The sequence below is a fragment of the Amphritea sp. 1_MG-2023 genome, assembly GCF_030547545.1.
Lineage (GTDB): Bacteria > Pseudomonadota > Gammaproteobacteria > Pseudomonadales > Balneatricaceae > Amphritea.
In genome coordinates, this window is the sequence record NZ_JAUOQE010000002.1 from 180,687 (window position 1) to 198,380 (window position 17,694).

At 48.7% G+C, this 17,694-nt stretch carries 18 protein-coding genes; 8 read left to right on the top strand and 10 right to left on the bottom strand.

Features of this window, described 5'->3' with window-relative positions; genetic code table 11:
- The first annotated feature begins 30 nt into the window (after window positions 1-30).
- On the top strand, window positions 31-948 hold the full coding sequence (locus Q4488_RS02215; protein WP_303578817.1) for a GGDEF domain-containing protein: 918 nt from the start codon (window positions 31-33) through the stop codon (window positions 946-948).
- A 74-nt stretch (window positions 949-1,022) separates the two neighbouring features.
- Here the strand turns inward: Q4488_RS02215 and Q4488_RS02220 are convergent, their stop codons facing one another.
- The gene (locus tag Q4488_RS02220) at window positions 1,023-2,468 is read right to left on the bottom strand and encodes an FGGY family carbohydrate kinase (protein ID WP_303578818.1); all 1,446 of its coding nucleotides are present in this window, start codon (window positions 2,466-2,468) and stop codon (window positions 1,023-1,025) included.
- A gap of 146 nt (window positions 2,469-2,614) precedes the next feature.
- On the opposite strand from Q4488_RS02220, the gene Q4488_RS02225 reads away from it, so the two are divergent.
- Window positions 2,615-4,633, top strand: coding sequence for a tRNA(Met) cytidine acetyltransferase TmcA (locus Q4488_RS02225; RefSeq protein WP_303578819.1), 2,019 nt, complete (start codon window positions 2,615-2,617; stop codon window positions 4,631-4,633).
- An 11-nt stretch (window positions 4,634-4,644) separates the two neighbouring features.
- Here the strand turns inward: Q4488_RS02225 and Q4488_RS02230 are convergent, their stop codons facing one another.
- Window positions 4,645-5,484, bottom strand: a complete 840-nt coding sequence (locus Q4488_RS02230; protein ID WP_303578820.1) for an MOSC domain-containing protein — start codon at window positions 5,482-5,484, stop codon at window positions 4,645-4,647.
- A gap of 232 nt (window positions 5,485-5,716) precedes the next feature.
- Between Q4488_RS02230 and Q4488_RS02235 the strand changes: the two genes are divergently transcribed.
- The 5 genes from Q4488_RS02235 to Q4488_RS02255 all read left to right on the top strand — a co-directional run bounded on the left by Q4488_RS02235 (window position 5,717) and on the right by Q4488_RS02255 (window position 8,069).
- Window positions 5,717-5,938 carry a DUF3820 family protein gene (locus tag Q4488_RS02235; protein WP_303578821.1) on the top strand — a complete coding sequence of 74 codons (222 nt, stop codon included), beginning with the start codon at window positions 5,717-5,719 and terminating at the stop codon, window positions 5,936-5,938.
- A gap of 117 nt (window positions 5,939-6,055) precedes the next feature.
- A complete protein-coding gene (locus Q4488_RS02240; protein WP_303578822.1) occupies window positions 6,056-6,595 on the top strand; it encodes a YSC84-related protein in 540 nt (179 codons plus the stop codon).
- Between the two features lie 38 nt (window positions 6,596-6,633).
- Entirely contained in the window at window positions 6,634-7,152 is a 519-nt protein-coding gene (locus tag Q4488_RS02245; protein ID WP_303578823.1) for a hypothetical protein, read from the top strand.
- A gap of 33 nt (window positions 7,153-7,185) precedes the next feature.
- Window positions 7,186-7,659: a Cys-tRNA(Pro) deacylase gene (gene ybaK, locus Q4488_RS02250; protein ID WP_303578824.1), complete on the top strand. Its 474-nt coding sequence runs from the start codon at window positions 7,186-7,188 to the stop codon at window positions 7,657-7,659.
- Between the two features lie 56 nt (window positions 7,660-7,715).
- Complete coding sequence (locus Q4488_RS02255) at window positions 7,716-8,069, top strand: YkgJ family cysteine cluster protein (RefSeq protein ID WP_303578825.1); 354 nt, start codon at window positions 7,716-7,718, stop codon at window positions 8,067-8,069.
- A 200-nt stretch (window positions 8,070-8,269) separates the two neighbouring features.
- Here the strand turns inward: Q4488_RS02255 and Q4488_RS02260 are convergent, their stop codons facing one another.
- From Q4488_RS02260 to Q4488_RS02280, 5 genes are all read right to left on the bottom strand, one after another.
- Window positions 8,270-9,643: a sigma 54-interacting transcriptional regulator gene (locus tag Q4488_RS02260; RefSeq protein WP_303578826.1), complete on the bottom strand. Its 1,374-nt coding sequence runs from the start codon at window positions 9,641-9,643 to the stop codon at window positions 8,270-8,272.
- 22 nt (window positions 9,644-9,665) lie between these two features.
- Window positions 9,666-10,145, bottom strand: coding sequence for a hypothetical protein (locus tag Q4488_RS02265; protein WP_303578827.1), 480 nt, complete (start codon window positions 10,143-10,145; stop codon window positions 9,666-9,668).
- Complete coding sequence (locus Q4488_RS02270) at window positions 10,138-11,517, bottom strand: sensor histidine kinase KdpD (RefSeq protein WP_303578828.1); 1,380 nt, start codon at window positions 11,515-11,517, stop codon at window positions 10,138-10,140. Before Q4488_RS02270 ends, Q4488_RS02265 begins: the two co-directional genes overlap by 8 nt.
- 78 nt (window positions 11,518-11,595) lie before the next feature.
- Window positions 11,596-11,961, bottom strand: a complete 366-nt coding sequence (locus Q4488_RS02275; RefSeq protein WP_303578829.1) for a hypothetical protein — start codon at window positions 11,959-11,961, stop codon at window positions 11,596-11,598.
- Between the two features lie 215 nt (window positions 11,962-12,176).
- Window positions 12,177-13,061 (bottom strand): fumarylacetoacetate hydrolase family protein, encoded by an 885-nt coding sequence (locus tag Q4488_RS02280; protein WP_303578830.1) that lies wholly within the window; start codon window positions 13,059-13,061, stop codon window positions 12,177-12,179.
- Window positions 13,062-13,204: 143 nt separating this feature from the next.
- On the opposite strand from Q4488_RS02280, the gene Q4488_RS02285 reads away from it, so the two are divergent.
- Complete coding sequence (locus Q4488_RS02285; protein WP_303578831.1) at window positions 13,205-14,419, top strand: hypothetical protein; 1,215 nt, start codon at window positions 13,205-13,207, stop codon at window positions 14,417-14,419.
- Between the two features lie 13 nt (window positions 14,420-14,432).
- On the opposite strand, the gene Q4488_RS02290 is transcribed toward Q4488_RS02285, so the two are convergent.
- The 3 genes from Q4488_RS02290 to Q4488_RS02300 form a co-directional block, all read right to left on the bottom strand.
- Entirely contained in the window at window positions 14,433-15,134 is a 702-nt protein-coding gene (locus Q4488_RS02290; RefSeq protein WP_303578832.1) for a DnaJ domain-containing protein, read from the bottom strand.
- A gap of 11 nt (window positions 15,135-15,145) precedes the next feature.
- Window positions 15,146-15,847, bottom strand: coding sequence for a VWA domain-containing protein (locus tag Q4488_RS02295; RefSeq protein WP_303578833.1), 702 nt, complete (start codon window positions 15,845-15,847; stop codon window positions 15,146-15,148).
- A gap of 105 nt (window positions 15,848-15,952) precedes the next feature.
- Window positions 15,953-17,668, bottom strand: a complete 1,716-nt coding sequence (locus tag Q4488_RS02300; RefSeq protein WP_303578834.1) for a lysophospholipid acyltransferase family protein — start codon at window positions 17,666-17,668, stop codon at window positions 15,953-15,955.
- Window positions 17,669-17,694: the final 26 nt, after the last annotated feature.

Sequence of the window (17,694 nt, forward strand, 5' to 3'; positions counted from 1 at the left end):
CAGACTGAAGGTCACAAGACGATAATGATCATGATCATTTTAGTGGCTTCAATAATCGTATCTGTGGCTCTGTTCCTGAGTGTACGGTCTTATGAAGAGCGGGGCGCGGTGCAAGCCATTCGTCAGGCGATTGAGCAGCGGTTCGATATGACTGACGCGGTGCCGGTGAGTAAGGCAACGGATATTGAGGCGCTGTGGTCTGCTTATCAACCGCAAACGGAATTAACGGAAGCAGATTTCTATCGATTGGCTGACCCCATAATCGTTAGTTATCGAACCTCTTTACCGTTTCTAATAGCGCTGTTGGTGGGTGGATTAACCCTAGTGACGCTTAGCTTAGCGATGCATATGAGGCGTCAAGCGGGGGGTTATCAAAAAATCATTGCCGATCAGGAGGCAGCGCTGAAGCAAAGTCAAGAAAAGCTGGCGTCGATGATGATTGTTGATGAGTTAACCGGACTCAGCAATGGGCAGCATTTCAATGAGGTATTGACGATGGAGTGCGGTCGAGCGGTAAGAGAGTTTAACCCGCTAACACTGATGTTGATCGCCATCGACTCGGTCAGTGAGCCGTCCTTAGAGGATGATTTTAACGATCAGCAAGTGTGTCGGATTACGCAGGTGCTTGAGCGGGTGATATCACGCCCCGGTGATCGGGTGGCCAGAATAGGTGCGTCTCGTTTTGCATTGATACTGCCTGCGACCAACGAGCAGTCGCCGATGCTGGCTAACCGTCTCTGTGAGGAAGTGCAAAAAATTGAATTAGCGGGACAGCGCTTGAGTATCAGCATTGGTATCAGCACGATGCAACCATCAGCTTCGCTAAACGCGGAAAATATTCTTGCGCAAACGCAAGCCGCTCTGACAGAGGCACTGCAAAATGGTAGCGGACAGATTCGTGCGAGCATACAAGGTACGCAGGAAGTTCCACTGATCATCTCTAACTAGGTGAGTGATAAAGGCTGGTGACGGGGTTGTTCGCTAGCCTGACATCAGGCGGATAGTCGCTTATCCCGGTTAGATTAATTGAGGTTGTTGGGATTGTTGGGATTGTTTAGATTGTTGATATGTTCCTCAAATAGCTCGATCCAAACTAGATAGCGTTGTTGTAAGGCTGGATTTTTCGCCGGTTCGAAGCGTGTGTCTGGTTGGATTTTTCTTACACTGTTGGGCAGTGTCTGCCAGGCGGCACCTAAGGCGGGAAGTTCATGCTGATCATAGCGTAACACCGTCAGCCCACTCAGATCGGCGACGCCCTGACAAAGTGAATTGAATCGACTCGCTTGGCCGTCGATAATAATGTGCTTCGCTGCTGGCAGTGATGACATCGCTTTTAGATTTCGACAGATTAAGAAAATGATGCTTTCCATCACCGCTACCATCTGAGCTTTAGGATTGCCCGAATCATTCACCCAGCAAGAGCGTTCTAACGGCTGCCAATAGGGCGAACCTACGCCACCGATCATATTCATAAACAGCGGTGGATCGGGGTAATCGGCTATCCATGAATCAATGTCACGTGATTCAGGGCGGCTATGATTGAAGGCCCATTCGAGTGCATTAGCGGCACCATTAAGTGTAGCTTCAGCGCTATAGCGTGGCTGTTGAGCCGCTTGAATCAGGTGGTGTAGTAGTCGTTCTTGAGGGTGAAGGCCACGTTCCGTTATGGCTCTATTCATAACCCCGCCGCTGCCGAGATGAATATACAGATTATCCTGAGAGGGTTCGCCTAGCGCAAAGAGGGCGGCGGCCTGATCGCTACTAACAAAATTCAACGGTAAACTTAAGCCCGGCAGATTTAATGTGCCAAAGGGGAACTGACAGGGCCGCACGCTTGGCAAAAGTGAATCGGGAAGCTGAAATAGCTCGACTAATTCAGGGTGCCAGCCCTTATCTTTAAGAGAGTACAACATCGTCCTCGCGGCGCTAACAGCATCGATTAGGTTGGGCTGCTCATGTAATAACTGTTGGATTAGCCAGGCAGAAATGGGCCCCCCACGAATACGATGTTTGGCGTTACTGACGTTCATGTGTTCCATGCACCAGCGTAACTTGGAGGCGGGTAAATGAGCATTCGGGTAAAGGCCGGTCAACTGTCGAATCATGCTTGCCAGAGGCATGAGTGCTTGAATATGAGACAGACCACGCTGATCTTGCCAACTGAGCACCGGTGTTAAGGCTTGACCGTTATCCGCATCCCAGCAGAGTAAGCTAGAACGTTGTGTGATCAAGGCGGCTGTTTTTAGTCGCAGTCGTTGCTCGCGTTGGAGTTTGCTGATGGCCTCAAGGGCCGCCTGTTTGAGAGAGATGAGGATGGCTTGAGGTTGTTGTTCGGCCCGATTTGGCGGTGTGAACTGCGTTTTTATCGGGACTTTGCCTTGGCTGAGGCAGGTGCCTAGGCGATCATACACCAGTGCTTGGCAGTATTCGCTGCCTTGATCCATCACTAGGCAGAGATCAGTGCGCATTGACTGTCTCCGCGATTGAATGCGCTAATATTATAGTGATTGTCGCCATGATTGCTCGCCTTCCTAATGCTTTATCCTTGATTATTTATACCCTAACAGCAGGGAGAGTGTAAAATTCAATTGTAAATTCAGTCATAGGTAATGTTGTGAGCAGTCCGACATCGGTTTTGAATCATCTTGAAGTGTTACTCAAACAGGCTCGTCAGCGTTCGCACCGATTATTGGTGGTGCTCAGTGGCAGTCAAGCATGGTGTCAGACGCAGATGACAGGCTTCGCCGAGAGTACTTTGGCCGATCATGACGTGGCCAATCGTTGGCTTTGGATTGGTGATGCGGTCAGTGGCTTAACGCCGCCAACATCGGTTAAATCGGTCGCGGCGAAACAGGCGCATCAATGGCTTGGTCAAGAACGAGATGGGATTGTGTTTGACTGCTGGAGTGGCTTCAATCCTAATGGTTTTGGCCAAGTGGTGGGAACATTGGTGGCAGGAGGGCTATTTATCTTAATCACTCCCTCGCTAGCGCAGTGGCAGCGTTTTAATGATCCTGAATATCAACAATTGGCGGTGCCGCCGTTCAGCGTCGATGATGTTGGCCGGCGGTTTATCAGGCATCTGCAAAATACTATTGCGGCGGCGAGTGAGTTGCTGCATTTTGATGAAGCCATGTCGACAGCCGAGTTAGCAGAAGTGATCGCTCACGATGCGCTCGATAGGTCCGTTAACAGCGTTAAACGTACGCCTATAGAGGCCGATCAATCGGTCTCTTGCATGCTGCACGACACGCTGCAGTCACCCTTTAAAACTCAGGATCAGCAACACGCGGTGCTTAAATGTCTGCCTATCATGAGTCAGTCGCGCGCGGTCACGGTGATAACGGCTGATCGAGGTCGTGGTAAAAGCGCCGCATTGGGTATTCTGACGGCTCGGTTGATGCAGCCGTACGCTCAAACGATGGGCCATCCGCCGTTGGAGATTATCATCACCGCGCCTTCTCGGGGCGCCATACAAGTGGCGGTGGGGCTGTTGGAAAATCAGTTATCAAGCTTGTCATCACGTGAGCGGGATAGCTGGAGGGTCGGCGCGAGTCGGTTGCGGTTTATGCTACCCGATCAATTAGTGCAACAACGTCCTGTTGCCGATTTACTGCTGGTGGATGAAGCGGCGGCGATTCCAGCCCCCGTATTACTTAACCTACTCGATTATCCTCGTGTGATTTTCGCCTCTACAGTGCACGGTTATGAGGGCACTGGGCAGGGCTTTGCGGTACGCTTTATGCCTTATCTTGATCGCTTGGTACCACAGCGACAGTTGCTACGGCTGCAGCAGCCGGTGCGTTGGGCGGCGGGCGATCCTTTAGAACGATTCAGCTATCAAGCGTTGTTGCTGGATGCCGAGCCGGCTCATTTAGCGTCGCAACCGGTTAAAGGCTTAGCCTATTGTTTTAGACCACTCGATCGAGATGCATTGCTGAGGGATAGTCGTCTGCTGAAACAGCTGTTTGGTTTACTGATCTTAGCGCATTATCGAACCACGCCCGGTGATCTACGTATTTTACTGGATAGTCCCAATATCGAAATTTGGGCGGGCTTTAGTGAACAAGCCGGAGAACAAACACTGGTGGCGGCGGCTTTGTTGGCCTATGAAGGCCCGATTGATGCACCACTGGCTAGCGCTATTATGCATGGCACGCGGCGACCCAAGGGACAATTGATACCACAAACATTGTTAGCCCATTGTCAGTTGCCCGCTGCTGCGAACTGTCGCGGGCTACGTGTTATGCGTATTGCGGTTCACCCTCAGCGGCAGCGTTTGGGGATCGGTACGCAGTTACTGACGGCGATTGAGCAAGGTTGTACTGATATCGATTGGTTGGGCGCTAGTTTTGGCGCAACGCCTGTACTGTGCCACTTTTGGCAGCAGTTTGGTTTGCAATTACAGCGTTTGGGGCATCATCGCGATAAAGTCAGTGGTACTCAGGCGGCGGTCATGTTGCGGGGCATCTCTGCTGCGGGTATCGCGTTGCAACAACAGGGAGCGGCTAAAGCCAGGGAGCAATTGCAGCGACTATCTGCAGTCGATGCAGCACTTATTGATGCGGATTTATTGACGGTGCTGACGACTGAGTCGCACAGCCCTTCGAGCTGTGCAGGCGAAGCATCATAGCGAAGGCGGGTTTAACTTATGTCGCGGGTGACTGGGTAGCGCTCAGGTGCGGCAGTTTCAAGTATCTCTATTGGGTCATCAAGGCTAATGATACCGTGATTGAGCGCAATTAAATTTTGCCCGAAATGGGCTTCACCGTCGCGCCCTTTGCGGTATTTTTTTAACACACTTAGCGGCTCTCGATCGGGATTTCGTTGTAGCGTGGTTGGATCGGTGGTGGTGAGAATGCAGCGGCCACAGGGCTTGACGATCTCAAACTCAACCTCACCAACGCGGATCCGTTTCCAGCTATCTTCGGCGTAAGCCTCGCAGTGTTCGATGACCAAGTTGGGACGCATCTGCTGCATCAATACGGTGCTTTGGCAGCGTTGATTCAGGTCATCGAGTGAGGCTTGAGAGATCAGTAGTAAAGGGTAACCATCGGCAAAGGCAACTTGATGAGCAGGCTTGTCGCTGACAGCTCGCTCGGATTGCTCGCCGAAAAGATACAGTTTACACGGCTGTTGCATGAGTGCTTCAAACCAGCGTTGTGCCGATTCGCCACAGTAGCGGGCACGAATCTGATCGTGCCAGACATTGATCTCATCATACTGTTGACTGAGTGCGGCATATTCAAGGGTGAGTGGCTCGACCCCTGGGGCAGAGATCATTAAGCCTCCTGGGAGGAGGGCCGTTTTGACAGTTAGGAGTTGAGGGTGGGTGCGTGCGGTGAGGAACTTACCCTGTTCATTACACAGCACCAGCTGACGGTCGAAGGCCAGCCCCGTGGCAGTCACCGAGCTACGGCTTAAGCTGACAGGGGCGGTGGATTTGATGGGGTAAACCGTGATAGCGGAAAGACTCGGCGACATCTTAGATACTCTGGTGATTTGTGTTGGCGTTTGGCAATACTCAGCCCAGCTAGTGATGCCTATCCTCGCTTTGATCGGCTTAAAAAGCAATTGCCTGAGTAACTGAGTAACCCATCGATTGCCTTAAGGGGTCATACTGTAAAAGGTTGAGTCGCTTATGTACGTTTATTTTGATGTATAGTGCAGGCTCTGAGAGGTTGCTAATGTTGAATCGATTGATGATGAGGTCGGTATGGAAATCACGCCTGAGAGGCTACAAAAACTGGCGAATATGCAGATGCCATTTGGTAAATATAAGGGCCGACTCCTGTTAGAGTTACCCGAGCCCTATTTGGTCTGGTTTGCCGGCCAAGGTTTTCCGTCAGGCGAGATTGGTATTTTGTTACAGATTCTATATGAAGTGAAACTCAATGGGTTGGAAGAGGTATTACGCCCCTTAACCAAGTCCTATTGATGAGCGTGATGAGTTGCTGCGATTGCATTTGTCACGCATACTTTGAATCTGATACTTGCTAAGTATTGCACTATAGCCATACCGGACCGCGATTGTTAGCTAAACGGGAGAACTTCTATGACACGTTTGCGCATATTTCTGACTGCCTTGCTGCTGATCTTTATGCCGGTTAACGTCAGCGCCGCTTCAGCACAAGAAATTGAGGCCAAGGTTAATCAGGCACTACAAGCGCTGTATCAGCATAGCTCAGCGGGACAAACGCTAACCCAGAAAGCGGTCGGCGTATTGGTTTTTCCTGAAGTGATCAAGGCGGGTGTGGGGATCGGTGGCGAATACGGTGAAGGCGCGTTGCGCGTTGGCGGCAAAACGGTGGCATATTATAATGTCGCCGCCGCTTCTATTGGTTTTCAGCTAGGGGCGCAGATAAAATCTCAAGTGCTGTTATTTATGACACCAGATGCCCTGACTCAATTTCGTAACAGTCATGGTTGGGAAGCCGGTGTCGATGGCAGTGTTGCTCTGGCAAGCCTCGGTGCGGGCGGTACCCTCGATTCACATACCCTACAACAACCGATTATTGGCTTTATCTTTTCCAATAAAGGCTTGATGTATAACTTGAGTATCGAAGGTTCGAAAATAACGCGGATTAACCGGTAACGGGTGAGCTAATGTGGTATCGAATTAGGCAATATAAAATGCGAAATCAAATAATAACTTTATGGGTGGCGAGTGCATTGTTGTTAGCCCCGCTATCGGTGCAGGCTAAAAAACCGGAATGGGCTGGCAACGGTGCAGAGCAATCCGCTGCAGATAATCAGCAGCGATACAAAGAGTCCGAGCAACCGTCTCACCGCTTTGATGATAATGAGCAGCATCATATTCGTCAGTATTATCTTGGCGATGACTATGTGCATGAGACTGAAGGAAAGGGCAAGCATAAGCCGAAGCCGCTGCCGCCGGGGTTACAGAAAAAACTTGCGAATGGAGGAAAGCTGCCTCCCGGTTGGCAGAAAAAAGTTATTGCAGGCGGAGTTCTCGATCACGATCTGTATCGTCGTTCAGAGGCCTTACCTTATGAGCTGGAGCGACGGTTAGACCGCATCGCCGGAGAGGAGCATCGTCGCATAGGTCATAAGATTATTCGAGTGCTTGAAGGGAATGCCACCATTATTGATGTGATTGATATACTGGATGGCACAGGCCTGTTGGAGTAAACCTCTGGCGAAATATGTGGAGTGAAGGTATAGATGACCCCCGCCATTAAGTTAGCTAAACGCGCAAAAATTAATTTCAGTATGCATGAATATACGCACGATCCTGATTGTGAATGTTATGGTGACGAAGCGGCTCGGGCGCTGAATGTCTCGCCTCAGCGGGTTTATAAAACGTTGATGGTGGCCATTAATGGGGATAGTCGGCAGCTCGCCGTGGCGATTGTCCCTGTCGTTGGGCAGTTAAATTTGAAAGCGGCCGCCAGTGCATTGAAGACGAAAAAAGTCACTATGGCCGATCCGCAGCAGGCGCAGCGGAGTAGTGGTTATTTAGTGGGGGGTATTAGCCCACTGGGACAGAAAAAACGCTTGCCAACCTTGTTAGATGATTCGGCTGAGGCATTTGACACTATTTTTGTCAGTGCCGGAAAGCGGGGTTTAGAGGTTGAGTTAACTCCTGCAGATCTCTTGCAACTGACGCAAGGTAGGATGGCGAGTATTGGTCGTTAGGGAATTGATTTTTGCTAGTGGTTTGCACCGCTAGGGTGAGGATAAAAAGGAAGGCAATGAACAATAATCAAGAGATTATCGTGCGATTGCGTGAGCGTATCCCCTCATTTGAGTGTACACCGGGGTGTCACGATTGCTGTGGTCCTGTAACAGCCTCATCGGAGGAGATGTCGCGCTTGCCGGTAAAGTCTGATGCGGAGCATGAGGCGGCATTAAATGAGTTTAATTGCGTCCACCTAGGGCCGAATGGTTGTACCGTCTATGCAGAACGGCCATTGATTTGTCGCTTGTTTGGTACTACGCCGCGCTTAGCCTGTCCGAATGGCTGTCGCCCCGACGAGATGATTGAGCCACGGGTTGAAAGGCAGGTGCATGATTTAATCGCGAATACGCGACAAGTGTTGGTTTAGAGAAGACAGAGTAACTGACGTTAAGATGGTAAAGCTGTGATTAGCGTGCTGCCGAGGGTAGTGCTCGATACTGTTGTATAATCACTGATGACGCAATCGTTGACGACACCGCTACTGATGAGGCAACCACTGACGCTTATCGACAGCGACGCCGATAAGGCTGATGAGATGATATCAGCCTTATCTTATGCGCTGGTTTATTAGCCGGCTTTTTGCTGTTCTAAAAATTGACTGCCTTTGCGCCCGGGTTTGAACTGAGAGGCTTCTAGGTCATGCTTATGCAGTAGTTTATAAAAATCGGTGCGATTTCGTTGCGCAATTTTAGCCGCCTGAGTGACATTGCCGGCGGTGATATGCATGACTTTGGTTAGATAGCTGCGTTCAAAGCTAGAGCGGGCTTCATTAAATGAGGGGATGACGCGGTCTTGATTAGCGATCGCTTGATTGACTAAGCCTTCACTGATAATCGGCGCGCTAGATAGCGCGACGGTTTGTTCAACGACGTTTTCCAGTTGACGAACATTGCCAGGCCAAGCCGCCTGAGCCAGTATGTGTAATGCGCCAGGAGAGATACCCTTTACTTTAGGGTTATGGCGTTTGGCGGATTGCTCGACAAAATAGCGTGTCAGTAACGGAATATCTTCGGGTCGATCCCGCAAAGGCGGAAGATCTAGGTTGACCACATTGAGTCGGTAGTAAAGATCTTCGCGGAACTCACCATCTTCCATCGCTAATTCGAGATTACGATGCGTGGCGGAAATAACCCGAACATCAATGTCGATGGACCGAGTTGAGCCAACCGGCCGAATGGTACGTTCCTGAATCGCTCGCAGCAGCTTAACTTGTAAGGTGCTTGGCATATCGCCAATTTCATCGAGAAATAACGTACCGCCTTGCGCCGATTGGAATAAGCCTTCGTGTTGAGAAACCGCACCTGTAAATGCCCCTTTGGCGTGACCAAAGAGTTCGGATTCGAGTAGTTGTTCCGGTAGAGCACCGCAGTTAATCGCCACAAACGGTTTGTCATTTCTGGGGCTGGCATTGTGAATCGCTTTGGCCATCAGTTCTTTGCCGGTGCCGCTGGGGCCGGTGATTAAAACGCTGACATTGGATTTGGCAACCCGCTCGGCTTGACTGAGGCGCTCGTTCATCAGCGGGCTTTGAGTAACGATTGCGCTGCGCCAACTATCATCCTGCGCATGAGCGGATTCTAGTGCCGAATTAATTGTGCTCAGCAATTGTGCTTTATCAATCGGCTTGGTTAAGAAACCAAAGATGCCTTTTTGCGTCGCATCAACGGCATCTGGAATCGAGCCGTGAGCGGTAATAATCACGACGGGTAGGGCCGGGTGATCTTCTTGAATGGCAGAAAAAAGCGCCATCCCATCCATCCCGTCCATGCGCAGATCACTCAGGACCAGATCCGGTGTCGTCTGCTTAATGCGTTGTAGGGCTTCAACGCCGGAGCTTGCCGTGTCTATGCGAAAACCAGAAGCGCTAAGACGTAGGCTCAAGACTTTAAGGATGCCTGGATCATCATCTACGATCAGGATGAGTGGCTGAATCGACTTCATTTTTATACTCCTCTCTGTCTTTCTAGTGAGACAGGTCATTCTCAATGCGAGTTAATGCTTCTATTTGCTGCTTGAATTTATCCCGTTCAGCGGCGACCGCTTTACGCTCAAGATCCGCGGTGTTCAGAGCACGTTGTAATGTCATCACCGCTAGTGTGTATTGATAGCGGACCAACAGATATTGCTGTGTATCACATTGGCTGTTATTCAGATCAAGCTGTTCAAATAGCCTGATAGATTGTCTGATTTGAGCGGTCGTGTTATCGGGCTGACTCAGTAGTATCGCCAACAGAGTGGTTTGATCGTGTTCGGCAGCGTGTTTTAACATGGCGGATTTGGTCGCCGCAGAGGCTTGTTGATACGCCTGTTCTTGGGCGATCCAGTGATGCATGTCTTGTGTACTACAAGCGGCTGTCATGTGACTGTCTGTGGGTAATAGTTGCTTTATTTGGCAGCCGCTGATGACCAAGGTGATTAAAACGATTAACAGTCCTTTACTCATCGATAGTTTGTCCTAGGTTTGGAAGAGTGATCATAAAACTAACGAAACCATCCTGATTGCTATGAAGTTCTAAGGTGCCACCCATCGCTTTGATTGATTCTCGTGCGATGCTTAAGCCGATACCCGATCCTTTGACCGAGCCTTGACGTCGATTGACGCCTTGATAAAAGGGATCAAACAATTGAGCTAAGTCGGTCTGCGGAATTTCAGGACCGGTATTGCCAATCTCTATTTTTAAGTCGTTATGTTGTCTTAACAGCGTGATTTTTAGGAGACCGTTTTCACTGCCATAAACCGCAGCATTAGAGATCAAGTTACTCAGGGTTCGTTGCAGCAGATCTTTATCAATGGCCCAAGAGAGATCTTGCTGCGGTAAAGTAACGTGCATGTGTTTCTGTTTGAGTAACAGTTGATGGGAGGTGAGTGATTGTTGAATAATGGGTAAAATGAACTGATCTTTGAGCTCATGCTCTCCCCCATGCTGCAATCGATTGTAGTCTAACAGTTGTTCGATTAGCGATTGCAACGAAAAGCTGTTTTCCTGCATCAGAGAGATTATCTCTTTCTGATTGTCTGTCAGTGGCCCGGCAAGTTCTTCCGCGAGCAAATCGGTGCCTTCTCTGAGTGTCGTTAATGGCGTTTTTAATTCATGCGACATATGCCTTAAGAAGGCTTGTTTCTCTTGTTCCAGCAGTTGTAGATGGGTTTCTAGCCATTCCAACTGTTGATTCAGTGCTAGGAACTCTTTTGGGCCTTTAAACGGTTCAGACATATCTAAACGACCGTGGCCTAATGCTTTGATGCGTAACATGAGTTGCTTGACTGGCTGAGTGATACGAATACTAAAAAACAGAATCAAAATGGTGGATAGCGTAATCAGCAAACCGGCCTGAAGCCATAAGATATTTTGTTGCTCTTCTGCTTTTGCATTGAGAAATTCCAATCGCTGATCTAGTTTTTTCCGAGTGTCATCATACAGGGTCTGAGTTAGCGGCACCAGTTGACTGACCTTATCGCCCGTCGCCGTATTCAGTGGTAAGGTTTCCAGTGCAGAGATCAGCGTGAAGATCGTTTCAATGTTGTCGGAATCAATCAGGAAACTATGTAGCTGAAGCAGCGTTTTATACTCTGATAGTTGCGAGCGGAAGCGATCCTCTATTTGTGTTTTTTTAAGCACGTCATATTGTCTGGCAGAGCGAACCAGATCGCCCGATAACTCACGCAGATGTTGGCTACGACTGAAAAAATCGAGTGCTTCTTTGGCATGCTCGCGTCCTTGACGAGAAAGCGTCACCATGGAGTCGGTTGCCTGATAGATGAGCACACCAAGCGGTGCCACGACCAGAAAAAACGCTAGCACCACCAGTTGCATCAATGATCGCGTTTGTAGCGACGAGTTATTCACCGTATTTATATTATTGATAGGGTCGCGTTCCTGGTGTTTGCAGCATCAGATAATTCTCAGCGCTGAGAGGTTTAGAATATGTCGTAAGCCTTTGGCTTCTGCTTGCAATGGTTCTATTTCTTGCTGATTGAGGACGCCATCATTGTTGATATCCAGCCGATGAAAGCTACTGGCGAGTGATGGGTGCTGTCGCATTTCGGTTAATGAAATCTCATTATCATGATTTCTATCGAGCGATTCAAACATCGATAATGAACGCGAATTTTTACGAGGAGCTTTTTCTTTAGGAAGCTCGGAGCGTATATGTTCAATCACTTCTAGATTTGTTAAGCGCTTCAATGGTTGAGTGGCTTCGGCCTGAGTCAGTGTTGTGGTCAAGGTTAATAACAATAGGGTAAGGGTCCGGTACATGCTAAGTCCTTAGTAATTGGCTAATGATGTTGTATTTAGCAATTACTGTGCCTAGCTATAATAATTTCCTTTTTAAACAATGCTTTATTGTTTTTTTGATGACGCTATAGCGTGTCTATTATGAACTAACTTCATGTAACTGTCTCTTAAAAGCGACCTTTATTTTTAGGATGTCTATAAGTCATTTAAAAACAATAACTTATAGGGTTGTTTATTTAAGACAGTGGGTCCGGACTGATGAAACTGTTGTGCTCGGGTTCCTGTAAAATAGGGTTGCTTAAGCGGCCGATGTTTTCGATCTCTATGGTAATTTGATCGCCTGGCTTCATATAGCCGCGCGGTTTCATTTTTACGCCAACACCGCTGCAAGTGCCGGTAGCAATGATATCGCCGGGTTTTAGCGTGCAAACCGATGAGAGTGTTGCAACCAATTGATAGCAGTTGAAAATCAGATGGCGAGTGTTGGAATGCTGACGCAATTCATCATTGAGCCAGGTTTTGAGTTCTAAGTTGTGCGGGTCGATGCTATCAGCCGTGACGATCCAAGGCCCCATAGGGCCATGACTATCAAATGATTTACCCAATGTCCAAGTGGGCGATTTGATCTGCCAGTCTCTGACGGAGACATCATTCACAATGGTGTAGCCTGCAATAACCTTGGCAGCGTCTTGTTCACTAATGTTGCGGCAGTATTGTCCAATGACGAGCGCCAGCTCACCTTCATAATCGAGCTTATCAGAAACATGAGGGCGGTAAATGGGTGAGCCGGGGTGAGTAATGCAACTGGATTGTTTGTTGAATAGCGTGGGGAACTCGGGTACGGCTAATTCTGTTTCATCAATATGGTCTTGATAGTTGAGCCCAACACCGATAAATTTTTCGGGTTGAGCAATGGGCGCTAATAATTGTATATCGTCAATAGCGAGCGGCTGCGATGCGGTTTCTATGAGTTGTTCAAGAGCCGCTTTTAGAGAGGCAAAACGGCTCAGAAGTTCGGCCATAGAGCCTGCAAAAAGCGTTTCTGGAATGGCAATCACTTGTTGTTCAGTGACGCAGCCTAGCTGTTCTTTGTTTGAATGTATAAACCGTGCAAGCTTCATAACCCGCCGTTCCTAATGATATGAAAGTGATCGTGATTTTAGCAGAATTTAAACTAATCATGCGCCGAGGTACATCACTTTAAGATAGCGACGTTGCAGAGTATGCTAGAAAGCATTTATTGAGTGATGAAATGCGGCAACTGATGAACCGAGCATCTGTTCTACTGATATCTGTGTTATTAACGCTAATGGTGACGGGCTGTGTGGTCAAGCAGCCTCAGCAGCAGCTTTTTCCTTCGCAGTTGCCGTTACAGTCGCTTGCAGGCGTGGTGATACAGCGTCAGCAACAGCTTTGGTTTCAACCCTGTTATGAAAAGCGCTGGTGGCCTATAGAAGACTTTACCCCGCAACAGGAGCTGAGTGAGCATTATCAGCGGTTCACCGGGTTTAGTAAAAGTGACTTATATGTTGAGTTGCAGGCGGTTGTTGATCCTGCTTTTGACAAGCGTCTGCTGGTCAAGCAACTCGATACCGTCGGCGGTACCGCCGCAACCTGTCATTTCCGCTTGGCCGGGGTGCTATTTCGGGCCGCGAGTAGTGATCCGCACTGGGTGGCAGATATATTGACTGATCGTGTGATTGTTAAGAGTGTTAAACCGTTGGCTAGTTTTCAGTTTCAAACACGCGCGCAAACGCTGACTGTTGACGAGACGGTTAGTTCAGATGAGTTGGGGGCTGCTGCCAGTCAAGGCAAGGATTTCGCGGTTATCGCGCGTTATACTGAGAAGATAGTCAAGCAGGGTAAGCAGCCGTTTGAAATAACCTTGATTAAACAGCGTTGTGTCGATAGCGAAAGTGGCGCTTTGTTGCCGTTAACGGCGCAGATGATGTTTTATGACCGAGCGTATCATGGCTGTGCCCGTCGAGGTCATACACAGACCGATGAGATCGCTGGCTTTTATTGGTATCAGCCTGAGGATGGTCATCAGGTGATGTTTAAGCTTTCGACTGATTATCAAGTACAGCTGGTAAGCCGTGATGCATCAGGCAAGGCGATGACTGAACATGGGCATTGGCAATACCTGAAATCCGGCAAATTGATTTTCAGTATGCAAGATGCCGAGCAGCATGAATATTTGATGTTATTTCGCCGCGGTACTGGAGGCCAATTAGTCTTGCAGACGGGCGCAGATCACTGGGTGGAATACGGTGCAACGTTTAAGCTTTGGCGACCTTCAGGGCTGCAGGGTGGGGTGCTGTTGCCCCGAGATAAGCCCGAGCAGGATTCCAAGCGGGATGCCCCCCTAGTCGCCGAACCAGCCTCAGTTACGTCACTCACCGCCCCATCGATACAAGCTGCCGATATGGATGATGAGCTATTAAATGAAATTATAATTGATGAGATTCAGCAGCCCTAAGCGCCGATCCGGGTTATGTAAATAGCTTGAGCAATTGATCTTTCGCTTGATTGATCTCTGCGGCTAAATAGTCGCTACCGCCTCGATCGGGATGTAGCTTTTGCATGAGTCGACGATGTGCTTCGATGACTTCATCTTTTGATGCGCCGGGTTCTAAGCCCAGAATTTGATACGCCTTATCGGTATCGGAGGCTTCGGTGGACGAGTGATCATCGTCACGCCAACTATCACCAAAGCGTTTATCCAGATAGGTTTCAAGTAATCTTGCCGACTGAGCGTCAGTTGAACGGCAATCATTGAGTAGTTCGATAAACTCCGCTTCAGTTAATGTCGACAGCTGTCGCCCTTGAAAAGGGCCTTCTAAGACCTCTCCCTCGAGTGTGCCAGTAGCGTGATCGAGTTGCATTTTTATCATGCGACTCTTGACCTCTGAGGTGTTGCCAGCCGTGTTCTGATTGTTTTGATAATGCTGAAATAATTTACCGAAAATGGGGATCAGCGGAATAATGCGCCGCGCGAAGGGTAGCAGGATGGCAAATACGGCGCCGAGCCAATGTAGTTTTCCGCTAAAGGTTAAGTAAAAAAGTGCGGCGGCGAGTACCGCGGCAATCAGCATGAAGTTCGCTTTGCGTTGATCGGCGGGGGATTTGCTGCGCAACCAAACAAACCAGCCAAGTAACAGTAAGCCGAGCAGTATCAGTACAATGGGGTTCAAGATTGGAATCCTTAGGGTTTAAGCTGATGAGTGAGTTGCAGAATGTCTGGATGCCCTTGATTCGCGTATTTCAGCAGCGCTTTTCGGCCACCAGTGGCATAGATCGCGACGGCACTGAGTAAGGCTTTCAGGGTTGAGGCGCTGGTGTTATCAAAGCGACAATAGGCGCCTCCAGAAAGTTGCGCCATCTGTTTGAATGTATGGGCCGCGCTGATATCGTGTCCCTCTTGAAAGATAAATAAAGGTGTCGCGTGAATGCCCAGCTGTCCGGCCAGTTGGCAGAGAAAATCAGCGGGTTCTTCAACGCAGTCACCAATAAAGATGATGGCTTGTACCGCTTCTTGACGTGTTTGTTTCAGGCTATGTTGAAGCAGCCGAGCAATCTGCGTATGGCCACCTAGACATTGAACATGATTCATCTGATTAAGTAGACTGTCGGTGTTTTTCAACCATTGACTGGCGCTGAATTGCTGCATACCGCCGTAATGACACAGTTGCACGCTGAGCCCACCGAGATCTTGCGTTTGTAAAAACATTTCGCTTTGCAAGTGGCAAGCGTGATCCCAGGTTTTCTCTCGGCTAGCGGTAGCATCCAGCGCAAAGATGAGTCGCGCATCGCCCTGCTGCGGTACTGAGAGTTGCCGAGCTTGTTGCAGGAAGGCTTCAATTTCCTGATCGCTGGAGGTCGGTTTCAGGACGGATTTATTTTTCATCGGCGGCAGACCTGAATAGTGTGTTGACTGAAATACTCATTTATTTGAAAGTTTGGCAGAAAAAAAGAGGCCTTGCAGCCTCTTTATGGTTTAAAACAGAATGATTTAGTGAATTGGGCCGATATAGCGGGTGCGTTTTTTCGCTTTGAGGTAATCCATATCGACTAGCACCAAACCATCGACACAAAAGTTAAACTCAGCATCAATGCCAAAATCTAAGAAACGAACACCGTCAGACTCACATACGTCGGCATACTGTTTGTACAGGGTTGGTACCGCGCAGTTAAGGAAGTCCATCTGTTGTTTGAGGGTTTTGAAGTCTTCTTTATAGTCGTTGCCAGAGAAAAGTGTCTGCAAATGAGCGCTGACTTCCGGCTTTATGGTGTAGGGAGTCAGTGATCGGCCTAGCCTTTCCTTATCGGGGAAATAGAGACTGTAAAAATAGACCAGTAGATCTTTTGCATGTTGCGGATAACGATTGCTGAGGCTGACTGGGCCGAACATGTAGCGAACCTTGGGATGCCGCTTTAAATATGCGCCGATACCATACCAAAGATAATCGAGGCTACGCTTGCCCCAGTATTTCGGCTGCACAAAACTACGGCCGAGCTCAATGCCCTGTTCAAAATAATGTTGCATGGCTGGGCTGTAATTAAACAGTGTCGAGCTATAGAGTTGATCATCTTGGCTGTTATTCATTTTCCAAGCTTCAGCCAGGCGATAAGCGCCAACAATCTCAAGCTCTTCTTCATCCCAGAGGATTAAGTGGCGATAGTGAGAGTCATAACGATCAAGGTCGAGTTTTTCGCCGGTGCCTTCGCCGACACAGCGAAATGATACCTCTCGGAGTCGACCGACCTCTCGCATAACGGTCGAATCGGCGTGATAGTCGAATAAATAGATGCGTTTTCCATCGGCGGTTTCGCCGAGCAGTTCAGACGCCTTGAGTTCTTTTTTTAAGGCTTGACGGTTTTGCGGGTGAGCGATGGTTTTCTCTGTTTTGAATATCGGTTTACGGCCTTTCGCCAGTCGATAGAGGTGCTTGCGTACCATTTTGCTTTTTTCTTGAGCCGCGAGCGGTAATTTGTCTAATTGGCTGTAGGGGATCGGTTCGCCAACCTTAAATTGTAAGTTCATGGCGCGCTTATTAAACATTTCTCGAGGCAGTAATAGCGCGGCCAAGGCTTTATTCAAGCCTGAGGCGGTATAGAACAGTGATGAGTTTTTCCCACCGATGAAAATCGGCAAGATAGGGCAGTTGGTTCTTTTGGCAAAGTGAAGGAAACCCTGATTCCAGCTATTATCTTTGATGCCGGTCGGGCCAGCACGAGATACTTCGCCGGCAGGAAAAACAATGACGGCCTCTTCGTTGTGAAGGGCCTTATTGATATTGGCGATATCCTGTTTACGAGTGGCTTTATTTAGGTTATCAACGGGCAGCAATAGTGGGCTGAGCTGAGTAAAAGATGCCAGCATATCGTTGGCAACGATACGCACATCTTTACGTATTTCGCCGATCATCTTCAGCAGTGCAAGACCATCCAGTGCCCCTAAGGGGTGATTTGCAATGATTAGCACTCGTCCGCTAGAGGGAATGTTCATCTGATCTTTATTGCTTAGGCTGTAAGTGAAATTGAAGTAATCCAATACCCGATCAATAAACTCAAAACCGTGATAGTTATGATTCTCGGTTAGAAAGCGGTTGACCTCTTGTTCGTGAAACAGGCGCCGTAGCGCAAACAGTGCCGTTTTACGAAGAACGGATGGCTGCGATGCAAAAGAGGGGAATTTATGGGTGATAACCTGTTCAACGTTGATCACAATCTCTGACCTTTCCGATTACTATT